The 13,245-nt window shown below is 67.1% G+C and carries 1 protein-coding gene; it reads left to right on the top strand.

The genetic code is table 11. The features are described 5' to 3' along the window. Positions 1–203 precede the first annotated feature (203 nt). On the top strand, positions 204–13,145 hold the full coding sequence (locus tag APH28_RS06775; RefSeq protein WP_060508197.1) for a non-ribosomal peptide synthetase: 12,942 nt from the start codon (positions 204–206) through the stop codon (positions 13,143–13,145). The last annotated feature ends 100 nt before the right edge of the window (positions 13,146–13,245 follow it).

Genomic DNA, 13,245 nt, shown 5'->3' with positions numbered 1-13,245 from the left:
TGATTGTCAAATACGAAAGTTAATGAGTATCTATTAGTTTCTGTTCTAAGGCGTACCGCGTGACGCAGTTCACCTTGCGCCCCCGGTCATGCCGTTAATTTCCCGCCGCGCCCATCCGTTCCCCTGTGTACATCCGGCCGCTGCCCGCCGACCTCGTGCGGGGCAGCCAGCCCGACTTAACCAGACACTGGCAGGAACCCCCCATGACGGACGCCTTCGAACTCCCGCTCTCGCTGGTCCAGGCCCTGGCGCAACGCGCTGCGCAGACCCCGGACCGCATCGCCCTGCGCTTTCTGGCCGATGCCCCGGGCGAGCAGGCCGTGCTCAGCTATCGCGACCTGGATGCGCGTGCGCGCACCATCGCCGCAGCGCTGCAGGCCCGTGCCAGTTTTGGCGAGCGGGCCGTGCTGTTGTTCCCCAGCGGCCCGGACTACGTGGCGGCGTTCTTTGGTTGCCTGTACGCCGGGATCATTGCCGTGCCGGCCTATCCACCGGAGTCGTCACGCCGCCACCACCAGGAGCGCCTGCTGTCGATCATCGACGACGCCGAGCCGCGCCTGTTGCTGACCGTCGGTTCGCTGCACGGCAGCCTGCAGGACCTTGAAGCCCTGAGCGGCGACAGCGCCCCCGAACTGTTGGCAGTGGATGCGCTTGATCCGGCATTGGCCGCCAGCTGGCGCGAGCCGCAGCTGAACGAGGACGACATCGCCTTCCTGCAATACACCTCCGGCTCCACCGCACTGCCCAAGGGCGTGCAGGTCAGCCACGGCAACCTGGTGGCCAACGAACAATTGATCCGCTCGGGCTTCGGCATCGACTTGAACCCCGACGACGTGATCGTCAGCTGGCTGCCGCTGTACCACGATATGGGCCTGATCGGCGGGCTGCTGCAGCCGATCTTCAGTGGCGTGCCCTGCGTGCTGATGTCGCCGGGCTACTTCCTTGCCCGGCCACTGCGCTGGTTGCAGGCCATCAGCGAGTACGGCGGCACCATCAGCGGCGGGCCGGACTTCGCCTACCGGCTGTGCAGCGAACGGGTCAGCGAGGCGGCCCTGGCCGGCCTCGACCTGAGCCGCTGGCGCGTGGCCTATTCCGGCTCCGAGCCAATTCGCCAGGACAGCCTCGCCGCCTTCGCCGACAAGTTCGCGGCTTGCGGCTTCCAGCCGAGCAGCTTCTTTGCCAGCTATGGCCTGGCTGAAGCCACCTTGTTCGTCAGTGGCAGCCGCCGCGGCCAAGGCATCGGCGCGCTGGAACTGGACAGCGAGGCGTTCGCCGCCAACCGTGCCGAAGCCGGCAAGGGCAGTGTGCTGATGAGCTGCGGCTACCCGCAGCCTGGCCATGCGGTGCGCATCGTCGAGCCGCAGCAGCGTAAAGTGCTGGGCGATAACCAGGTTGGCGAAATCTGGGCCGGTGGACCAAGTATCGCCCTGGGTTACTGGCGCAACCCTGAAGCCACCGCGCGCACCTTCGTCGACATGGACGGCCAGACCTGGCTGCGTACCGGCGACCTCGGCTTCATGCGTGACGGCGAAGTGTTCGTCACCGGGCGCCTGAAGGACATGCTGATCGTCCGCGGCCAGAACCTTTACCCGCAAGACCTGGAAAAGACTCTGGAGCGTGAGGTCGATGGCCTGCGCAAGGGCCGGGTGGCGGTGTTCGCCGTCGACGACCAGGGCGAGGAGAGCATCGGCGTGGCGGTGGAAGTCAGCCGCAACGTGCAGAAGTCGGTCAAACCCGAGGCCCTCATCAAGACCCTGCGCCAGGTGATCGCCGATGCCTGCCGCCAAGCGCCGGCCGTGGTCCTGCTGCTCAACCCGGGTGCATTGCCGAAGACGTCCAGTGGCAAGCTGCAGCGCTCGGCCTGCCGCCTGCGCATGCGCGACGGCAGCCTGGACTGCTATGCGCGTTTCCCCATGGCTGCCGGGCCGGCTGCAGACACGGCAGCGGGCGATGACCTGCAGGCACGTATCGCCGGTATCTGGCGCGAGTTCCTCAAGGTCGAGGCGGTGGCCCCGGACGATCACTTCCTGCTGCTGGGTGGCAACTCCATTGCCGCTACCCAGGTTACTGCGCGCCTTGCGGATGAGCTGGGAGTCCCGCTGAGCCTGCGGACACTGTTCGAAGCGCCGACACTGGCCGAGTACAGCGCTTGTGTGGCAGCCATCCTCGCTGAAGGCTCGGTGGAAACCACCACTATCACGGCGCTGCGCCGCGGCCAGGCCTTGCCGCAGTCGCTGGCACAGAACCGCCTGTGGCTGACCTGGCAGCTTGAGCCGCAGTCTGCTGCCTACAACATTCCGGCCGGGCTGCACCTGCGCGGCGAACTGGATGAGGCCGCACTCGAAGCCGCGTTCCAGGGGTTGGTAGCGCGCCACGAATCGCTGCGCACGGTGTTCAGCGAGGAAGACGGGCAGGCGATGCAGCGTGTACTGCCGGAACAGTCTTTCATTCTTCAGCGCCTGGACCTGGAGGGGGTGTCGCCCGAGCAAGTGATCTTGCGCCGCGAGCAAGAGGCGCAACAGGCCTTCGACCTGACCCAAGGCCCGCTGCTGCGGGTGACCCTGGTGCGCCTGGATGACGAAGACCATCAGCTATGGGTAACCTTGCACCACATCGTCGCCGATGGCTGGTCGCTGAACATCCTCCTCGACGAGTTCGCCAAGCTGTATGCCGCCCATTGCCAGGGCCTGGACGCCAAACTGGCACCGCTGACACTGGGGTACGCTGACTACGGCACCTGGCAACGCCAATGGCTGGCCGAGGGTGAAAGTGCGCGCCAGCTGGCGTACTGGAAAGGTGCACTGGGTGACGCTTTGCCGGTGCTCGACCTGTATCCGGACCAGCCGCGTTCCAGCCAGCAGCAAAACCGCGCCGCCCGCTTGAGCGTGAAAGTGCCGGCCAAGCTGGCCGACGCCCTCAAAGCCCTGGCCCGCGAGCAGCAGGCCAGCCTGTTCATGGTCCTGCTGGCCGCCTGGCAAGGGCTGCTGCACCGCTATACCGGCCAGGGCGACATCCGCGTCGGCGTACCCAACGCCAACCGCCCGCGCCGGGAAACCCAGGGTATGGTCGGCTTCTTCATCAATACCCAAGTGCTGCGTGCGCAGCTGGACGGCCGCCTGCCGTTCGCTCAGTTGCTGGCCCAGGTGCGCGGGGCGACCCTCGACGCCCAGGCCAACCAGGACCTGCCGTTCGAGCAACTGCTTGAAGCCCTGCCCGAGGCACGCGAGCAGGGCTTGTTCCAGGTCATGTTCAACCACCAGCAGCGTGATCTTTCGGCGCTGCGCCGCTTGCCTGGCCTGCTCGCCGAAGAGCTGCCATGGCACAGCCGCGAAGCCAAGTTCGACTTGCAACTGCACAGCGAGGAAGACCACCAGGGCCGCCTGAGCCTGGCCTTCGACTACGCCGCCGAACTGTTCGACGCCGGCACCGTCAAGCGTCTGGCCCAGCACCTGCTGGTACTGCTCGAGCAAGTCTGCGCGCAACCGCAGCTGCCGCTGGGCGACGTACAGCTGCTGGATGAGCAGGGGCGCCAGCAGCTGCTGGCCTGGGGTGAGGCGCCCGCGCCCGCCCCGCAGCAGTTGCTGGTCGAGCAACTCAACGAGCAGGCCCGCCTGACCCCAGCGCGTACCGCACTGGCGTGGGACGGCGGCAGCCTCGACTATGCCGAGCTGCATCAGCAGGCCAACCGCCTGGCGCACTACCTGCGCGACAAAGGCGTCGGTCCCGACACCTGCGTGGCCATCGCTGTCGAGCGTTCGCCGCAGTTGCTGATCGGCCTGCTGGCCATCCTCAAGGCGGGCGGCGCCTATGTGCCGCTGGATGTCGACTACCCGGCCGAGCGCCTGGCCTACATGCTGGGCGACTGCCAGGCCAGCCTGCTGCTCAGCCACAGCAGCCTGCTTGGCACGCTGCCCCAGGTCGACGGCGTCAGCGCCACCGCCCTCGACCAGCTGCACCTGGACAGCTGGCCAAGCCAGCCACCGGGCCTGCACTTGCACGGCGACAACCTGGCCTACCTGATCTACACCTCCGGCTCCACCGGCCAGCCGAAAGGTGTGGGCAATACCCATGCCGCCCTGGCCGAACGCCTGCAGTGGATGCAGGCCCGCTATGCGCTGGATGAAAGCGATGTACTGATGCAGAAAGCGCCGATCAGCTTCGATGTGTCGGTGTGGGAGTGCTTCTGGCCGCTGGTCACCGGCTGCAAGGTGGTGCTGGCCGGCCCCGGCGAGCACCGCGACCCGCAACGCATCGCCGCGCTGGTGCAGGCGCATGGCGTGACCACGCTGCACTTCGTGCCACCGTTGTTGCAGGTGTTCGTGCAGGAGCCGCTGGCCGCCGGCTGCAGCAGCCTGCGCCGGCTGTTCTCCGGTGGCGAGGCGCTGTCTTCGAACCTGCGTGATCGTGTGCTGCAGTTGCTGCCGCAGGTGCAGTTGCACAACCGCTACGGGCCGACCGAAACCGCCATCAACGTTACCCACTGGCATTGCCAGGCAGAAGACGGCGAGCGCTCGCCGATCGGTCGCCCGCTGGGCAACGTGCTCTGCCGGGTTTTGGATGATGAACTTGAACTGACTGCGCCTGGCGTACCGGGCGAGCTGTATCTCGGCGGTGCCGGTCTTGCCCGTGGTTACCTCGGCCGCCCGGGCCTCACCGCCGAACGTTTCGTACCCCAGGCCGACGGCAACGGCGCACGCCTGTACCGCAGTGGCGACCGCGCCCGCTGGCAGGTGCAAAGTGAAGCCCTGGAATACCTCGGTCGCCTCGACCAGCAGGTGAAGGTGCGTGGCTTCCGCGTCGAGCCGGAAGAAGTGCAGGCGTGCCTGCTGGCTCAGCCGGGTGTCGAACAGGCCTTGGTGCTGATCCATCAGGACGCGGTGGGGGCGCAGCTGGTCGGTTACTACAGCGGCAGCGCTCAGTCCGAAGCCTTGCTGGCCGCCCTGGCCGAGCAATTGCCGGCGTACATGGTGCCCTCCCAGTTGATTGGCCTGGCACAGATGCCGCTGGGCCCCAGCGGCAAGGTTGACCGCAAGGCGCTGCCCGCACCGGTCTGGCAGCAACGTGCCCATGTCGAGCCGCAGACCGCGCTGCAGCAACAAGTGGCGGCCATCTGGCGCGAGGTGCTGAACCTGCCGCAAGTCGGCCTGCACGACGACTTCTTCGCCCTCGGCGGCCACTCGCTGCTGGCCACCCAGATTGTCTCGCGCACCCGCCAAGCGTGCGACGTCGAGCTGCCGCTCAAGGCACTGTTCGAAGCCAGCGAGCTGGCTGCATTCTGTGATGAAATCGCCCGTATCCGCGCTGCCGGTGAGTGCAATCAGCAAGGCGAGATCGCCTTGGTTGATCGCCGTCAGGCCGTGCCGCTGTCGTACTCGCAGCAGCGCATGTGGTTCCTCTGGCAGATGGAGCCGGACAGCCCCGCCTACAACGTTGGCGGCATGGCCCGTTTACGCGGGGCCCTGCATGTGGATGCCTTCGAGCGCGCCTTGCAGGCACTGATCGTGCGCCACGAAACCCTGCGCACCACCTTCCCGAGCATCGATGGCGTGCCGTACCAGTGCGTGGCCGACGACAGCGGTCTGCAACTGGCCTGGCAAGACTTCACGGCCCTGCCAGCCGATACCCGTCAGCAGCGCCTGCAGCAACTGGCTGACGACCAGGCCCACCAGCCCTTCGACCTGGAGCGCGGCCCGTTGCTGCGCGCCTGCCTGGCCAAGACCAAGGAGCGTGAACACTACTTCGTGCTGACCCTGCACCACATCGTCACCGAAGGCTGGGCCATGGACATCTTTGCTCGCGAACTGGGCGAGCTGTACGAAGCCTTCGTCGATGACCGCGAGTCGCCCCTGGCGCCGCTGCCGGTGCAATACCTCGACTACAGCGTATGGCAACGGCAATGGCTGGAAAGCGGCGAGGGCGCACGCCAGCTGGCCTACTGGAAAGACCGCCTCGGCGATGAGCACCCGGTGTTGGCGCTGCCCGCCGACCGCCCGCGCCCGGCGGTGCAGAGCCACCGTGGCGAGCTCTACCGCTTCGACCTCGACCCGGCGCTGGTCGCCCGCGTGCATGCCTTCAACCACCAGCGTGGGCTGACCCTGTTCATGACCATGACTGCCACCCTGGCCGCGTTGCTGCACCGCTATAGCGGCCAGCGCGACCTGCGCATCGGTGCGCCGGTGGCCAATCGTATTCGCCCGGAAAGCGAAGGCCTGATTGGCGCCTTCCTCAACACCCAGGTGCTGCGTTGCGAACTGGACGGACAAATGACCGCCGACGCCTTGCTCGACCAGGTGCGTTTGGCCGCCATCGAAGGCCAGTCGCACCAGGACCTGCCGTTCGACCAGCTGGTCGAGGCCCTGCAGCCGCCGCGCAGCAGCGCCTACAACCCGCTGTTCCAGGTGATGTGCAACGTGCAGCGCTGGGCCTTCCAGCAGAGCCGCACATTGGCCGGCATGCAGGTGGATTATCTGGTCAACGACGCCAGCGCCACCAAGTTCGACCTGTATCTGGAGGTTACCGACCTCGACGGCCGCCTGGGCTGCTGCCTGACCTACAGCCGCGACCTGTTCGATGAACTGCGCATCGCCCGCATGGCCGAGCATTGGCAGCGGCTGCTGGTTGCCCTGCTCGACAACCCGCAGCAGCGCCTGTGCGAGCTGCCGATGCTGGCCGATGCCGAGCAGCAGATGCTGATCGGCCAGTTGCAGGGCGAGCAGGACTTCGCCCTCGACCAGACCCTGCACGGTTTGTTCGCCGCCCAGGCGGCACGCACGCCGCATGCAGGTGCGCTGACCTTCGCCGGCCAGCACATGACCTACGCCGAGCTCGACCAGCAGGCCAACCGGCTGGCCCGTGCCCTGCGTGAACGCGGTGTCGGCCCGCAGGTGCGGGTCGGCCTGGCGCTGGAGCGCTCGCTGGAGATGGTGGTCGGCCTGCTGGCCATTCTCAAGGCCGGTGGCGCCTACGTGCCGCTCGACCCGGAATACCCGCTCGACCGCCTGCGCTACATGATCGAGGACAGCCGCATCGGCCTGCTGCTGAGCCAGCGTGCGTTGCTTGAATCCCTCGGTGAGTTGCCTGACGGGGTGGCACGCTGGAGCCTGGAAGACGATGCCGTGGGCCTCTCGGCCTACAGCGATGCGCCGCTGGACAACCTCAACCTACCGCAGCATCAGGCCTACCTGATCTACACCTCCGGCTCCACCGGCAAGCCCAAGGGCGTGGTGGTCAGCCACGGAGAAATCGCCATGCACTGCCAGGCGGTGATCGACGCCTTTGGCATGCGCAGCGATGACTGCGAGCTGCACTTCTATTCGATCAACTTCGATGCCGCCAGCGAACGTTTGCTGGTGCCGCTGCTGTGTGGCGCCCGCGTGGTGCTGCGGGCTCAGGGCCAATGGGGTGCCGAGGACATCTGCCAGCTGGTACGCGAGCAGCAGGTGAGCGTGCTCGGCTTCACCCCGAGCTATGGCAGCCAGCTGGCCCAGTATCTGGCCGGGCAGGGCGAGCAACTGCCGGTGCGGCTGGTGATCACTGGCGGCGAAGCGCTGACCGGCGAGCACCTGCAACGCATCCGCCAGGCCTTCGTCCCGCAGCAGTTCTTCAACGCCTATGGCCCTACCGAAACCGTGGTCATGCCGCTGGCCTGCCTGGCGCCGGAGCTCATGCCTGCCGACGCCGGCAGCGTGCCGATCGGCCGGGTGATTGGTGCCCGTACGGCGTACATCCTCGACGAGGACCTGGCCCTGCTACCGCAAGGGGGCATCGGCGAGCTGTACGTCGGCGGTGCCGGCCTGGCCCAGGGTTACCATGACCGCCCGGGCCTCAGCGCTGAGCGCTTTGTCGCCGACCCGTTCAGCTGCGACGGTGGGCGGCTGTACCGCACCGGCGACCTGGTGCGCCTGCGTGTCGATGGCCTGGTGGAGTACGTCGGCCGTGCCGACCAGCAGGTGAAGATCCGCGGCTTCCGTATCGAGCTGGGCGAAATCGAAAGCCGCCTGCAGGAACATGCCGATGTCGACGAAGCCGTGGTTCTGGCCCTCGACCTGCCAGGTGGCAAACAGCTGGTCGGTTACCTGGTGTGCCCGCAGGCCAATGGCGACAGCGAGGCGCAGTCCAGGCTGCGCGAAGCGGTCAAGGCCGATGCGCGTCAGCACCTGCCGGACTACATGGTGCCCGCGCACCTGGTGCTGCTCGAACGCCTGCCGCTGATGGGCAACGGCAAGCTTGACCGCCGGGCACTGCCGGCACCGGACCTGGAACAGGCCCGCCAGCATTACCAGGCCCCGGCCAATGAGCTGGAGGCGCAGCTGGCGCAGGTCTGGCGCGAAGTGCTCAACACCTCCTGCGTGGGTGTGCAAGACAACTTCTTCGAACTGGGCGGCGACTCGATCTTGTCGATTCAGGTGGTCAGCCGCGCGCGCCAGCTGGGCCTGCAGTTCACCCCGCGTGACCTGTTCCAGCACCAGACGATCCAGACACTGGCAGCCGTGGTCAGCCGCAGCGCGGCGCCGAGCAGCATCGAGCAGGGCCCGCGCGAAGGGCGCAGCGGCTTGACGCCGATCCAGCACTGGTTCTTCGACAGTGACGTGGCCCAGCCGCAGCACTGGAACCAGGCGGTGCTGCTGGAGGCACGCCAGCCACTGAACCGGGCTGCCCTCGAGCAGGCCCTGGCCGGGCTGGTGGCGCACCACGACAGCCTGCGCCTGCGCTTCACTCAGGGCCAGGCGGCCTTCGCTGCGGGGGCTGCCGAGCGACTGTTGTGGACCGCCACGGTCGCCGACTTCGCCGACTGCCAGGCGCTGTATACCGACGTGCAGCGCAGCCTCGACCTGGAACGCGGCCCGCTGCTGCGCGCCGTGCTGGTCAGTGACGGGCAGGGCGCCCAGCGCCTGCTCCTGGCGATCCATCACCTGGTGGTCGATGGCGTGTCCTGGCGTGTACTGCTCGAAGACCTGCAGGCGTTGTATCGCGGCCAGCCACTGGCGGCCAAGACCCACGCCATGGCCGACTGGGCGGCGCGCCTGGCCAGCTACGCCGGCAGCGATTCGCTGCGTGACGAACTGGGCTGGTGGCAAGGCCAGCTCGGCAGCGTGCGCCATGAGCTGCCGTGCGATCACCCGCAGGGCGGCAACCTGCACCGGCATGCCGATACCCTGGCCATCGCGCTTGATGTGGAGCAGACCCGGCAGTTGCTGCAACAGGCACCGGCGGCCTACCACACCCAGGTCAACGACCTGCTGCTGACTGCGCTGGCTCGCACCCTGTGCCGCTGGAGCGGTGACCAGGAAGTGTTGGTGCAGCTCGAAGGCCACGGCCGCGACGGCCTGTTCGAGGACATGGACCTGACCCGCAGCGTCGGCTGGTTCACCAACGCCTACCCGCTGCGCCTGACCCCGCAGGCTGGCGACGACGATGCCGCGCGTGCCACGTCGATCAAGTGCATCAAGGAACAGCTGCGTCAGGTGCCGCACAAGGGGCTGGGCTACGGCGTGTTGCGCTACCTGGGCGATGAGGCCAGCCGCGAAAGCATGGCGGCACTGCCGCAGGCGCGCATCACCTTCAACTACCTGGGCCAGTTCGACCAGCAGTTCGACGAGGCTGCCGTGTTCCTGCCGCTGGATGCACCGGCGGGCCTGGCTCACGACCCGGAGGCGCCGCTGCCGAACTGGCTCAGCGTCGACGGCCAGGTCTACGGCGGTGCCCTGCAGCTGCGCTGGACCTACAGCCGTGAACGCTACGACTCGCCGACCATCGCGCAGTTGGCCGAGGCCTACCGCCAGGAGTTGCTGGCGCTGGTCAGCCACTGCCTGGCCGATGGCAACGGCAGTTTCACGCCCTCGGACTTCCCGCTGGCACACCTGAGCCAGCAGCAGATCGACGCGCTGCCGGTTCCCGCCGCGCAGATCGAAGACGTCTACCCGCTGACGCCGATGCAGGAAGGCATGCTCTTGCATACCCTGCTGGAGCCGGGCACTGGCCTGTACTACATGCAGGACCGCTACCGCATCAACAGTGCCCTGGACCCCGAGCGTTTCGCCCAGGCCTGGCAGGCCGTGGTGGCGCGTCATGAGGCCCTGCGCGCGTCGTTCAGCTGGAATGCTGGCGAGACCATGCTGCAGATCATCCACAAACCGGGCAACACGCCGGTGGACTACCAGGACTGGCGTGGCCTTGATGAGGCGGCCCAGGAAGCGCGTCTGCAAGCCCTGCACAAGCAAGAGCGGGAAGCGGGCTTTGCGCTGCTGCAGGAGGCACCGTTCCACCTGCGCCTGGTGCGGGTCGATGACCAGCGCTACTGGTTCATGATGAGCAACCACCACATCCTCATCGACGCCTGGTGCCGTTCGTTGCTGATGAACGACTTCTTCGCGCTCTACCAGGCCCTCGGCGAAGGTCGCCAGGCCCAGTTGCCGGTGCCGCCGCGCTACCGCGACTACATCGGCTGGCTGCAGCGCCAGGACATGGACGAAGCGCGCAGCTGGTGGCAGGCCAACCTGGCCGGCTTCGAACGCGCCACGGCGCTTCCCAGCGACCGCCCCGTGCGCAACGATCACGCGGGTGACGGCATGGTGGTAGGCGACTGCTACACCCGCCTGGAGGTGAGCGACGGCGTGCGCCTGCGCGAACTGGCCCAGGCTCATCAGCTGACCGTCAACACGTTTGCCCAGGCGGCCTGGGCACTGGTGCTGGCGCGCTACAGCGGTGACCGCGACGTGGCCTTCGGCGTGACCGTGGCCGGGCGCCCGGTGAGCCTGCCGCAGATGCAGCGCACGGTCGGCCTGTTCATCAACAGTATCGCCCTGCGCGTGCAACTGCCCGAGCCGGGCCAGCGCCGCAGCGTGCGCCAGTGGCTGCAAGGCGTGCTGGAACGCAACATGGAGCTGCGCGAGTACGAGTACCTGCCGCTGGTGGCGATCCAGGAATGCAGCGAACTGCCCAAGGGCCAGCCGCTGTTCAACAGCTTGTTCGTGTTCGAGAACGCCCCGGTGGAAACCGCGGTACTCGACCATGCCCAGCACCTCAATGCCACTTCCGACTCGGGCCGTACTCACACCAACTTCCCGTTGACGGCGGTGTGTTACCCGGGCGATGACCTGGGCCTGCACCTGTCGTTCGACCAACGCTATTTCGACTACCCGACTGTCGAGCGCCTGCTGGCCGAGTTCAAGCGCCTGTTGCTGGCGTTGGTGCAAGGCTTTGAAGGGGAGGTGAGCGCGTTGCCGTTGCTGGGCGAGGAGGAACAGCGCTTCTTGCTCGACGGTTGCAACCGCACCGAGCGCGCCTACCCGCTGGAGCAGAGCTATGTGGCACTGTTCGAAGCGCAGGTGGCTGCCCACCCTGAGCGAACCGTCGCCCGCTGCCTCGACGCGTCTTATGACTACGCCGGGCTGAACTTGGCGGCCAACCGTCTGGGCCATGCCCTGGTCGCCGCGGGCGTGGCCATCGACCAGCCCGTCGCCTTGCTGGCCGAACGGGGCTTGCCGCTGTTGGGCATGATCGTCGGCAGTTTCAAGGCGGGCGCCGGCTATCTGCCGCTGGACCCGGGCCTGCCGTCGGCGCGCCTGCAGCGCATCGTCGAGCTGAGCCGCACGCCGGTGCTGGTGTGCAGCGCGGCCTGCGCCGAGCAGGCGCGCCAGTTGCTGGATGAACTGGCAAGCGAGGCGCGGCCGCAGTTGCTGGTGTGGGAAGCGGTGCAGGGCAGCAGCATTGCCAGCCACAACCCGGGCATCCACAGCGGGCCGGACAACCTGGCCTACGTGATCTACACCTCCGGCTCCACCGGGCTGCCCAAGGGCGTCATGGTCGAGCAGCGCGGGATGCTCAACAACCAGCTGAGCAAGGTGCCGTACCTGGCCTTGAACGAGCATGACGTTATCGCTCAGACTGCCTCCCAGAGCTTCGACATTTCGGTGTGGCAGTTCCTCGCCGCGCCGTTGTTCGGCGCCCGGGTGGAGATCGTGCCGAACGCCATCGCCCATGACCCGCAAGGTTTGCTGGCGCATGTGCAGGCCACCGGTATCAGCGTGCTGGAAAGCGTGCCATCGCTGATCCAGGGCATGCTGGCCAACGACCACCAGGCGCTGGATGGCCTGCGCTGGATGTTGCCGACCGGCGAGGCGATGCCGCCGGAGCTGGCTGCGCAGTGGCTGCAGCGTTACCCGCAGATTGGCCTGGTCAATGCTTACGGGCCGGCAGAGTGTTCGGATGACGTGGCCTTCTTCCGCGTCGACATGGCGTCGACCCGCGGCAGCTACCTGCCGATCGGCACGCCGACCGACAACAACCGCCTGTACCTGTATGGCGAGGACCAGGCCCTGGTGCCGCTGGGCGCGGTGGGTGAGGTGTGTGTGGCCGGCACCGGTGTCGGTCGCGGTTATGTCGGTGACCCGGTGCGCACAGCATTGGCCTTCATCCCCCACCCGCACGGGGCACCGGGCGAACGCCTGTACCGTACCGGCGACCTGGCGCGACAGCGCCCCGATGGGGTGCTGGAGTATGTCGGGCGCATCGACCATCAGGTGAAGATCCGCGGCTACCGTATCGAACTGGGCGAAATCGAGGCGCGTCTGCACGAGCAGGCCGAGATTCGCGATGCGGCGGTGGGCGTGCAGGAGGGCGCCAAAGGCAAGCATCTGGTTGGCTACCTGGTGGCGCACCAGGGTGTGGTTGCCGATGCTGCTTTGCTGGAGCAGCTCAAGCAGCGCCTGCGTGCCGAGCTGCCAGAGTACATGGTGCCGCTGCACTGGGGCTGGTTCGCCAGCCTGCCGCACAACGCCAACGGCAAGCTCGACCGCAAGGCACTGCCCGTCATCGAGATAGGTGGGCAACACAGCCAGGACTACCTGGCGCCGCGAGATGAGCTGGAGGAGGTGCTGGTCGGCATCTGGGGCGATGTGCTCAAGGCCGAGCGGGTCGGGGTGCATGACAACTTCTTCGAGCTGGGCGGGCACTCGTTGCTGGCCACGCAGATTGCGTCGCGGGTGCAAAAGCAATTGCAGCTGAACGTGCCATTGCGGGCAATGTTCGAGTGCAGCACGGTGGAGGAGTTGGCCGAGTATGTGCGCGGGTTGCAGGGGAGCGAGGTGGATGAGGCGAAGGCTGATCGGCTTAGTGACCTGATGGCGGAGCTCGAAGGGCTGTAACATTATCGGCTAGCCTGTGCTGGCCCTTTCGCGGGACAAGCCCGCTCCTACAGGAATCGCGCACACCTCATAGGTCGTGCAGTCCCTGTAGGAGCGGGCT

Origin of the sequence: Pseudomonas sp. NBRC 111124 (assembly GCF_001320245.1) — a bacterium.
Lineage (GTDB): Bacteria > Pseudomonadota > Gammaproteobacteria > Pseudomonadales > Pseudomonadaceae > Aquipseudomonas.
The sequence above is the reverse complement of the archived record's forward strand: the minus strand, read 5'-3'. Positions and strand labels throughout refer to the sequence as shown.

What these genes read in the sequence shown, in the direction of transcription:
- APH28_RS06775 (WP_060508197.1), top strand. Translation starts at nt 204, where the DNA reads ATGACGGACGCCTTCGAACTCCCGCTCTCGCTGGTCCAGGCCCTGGCG.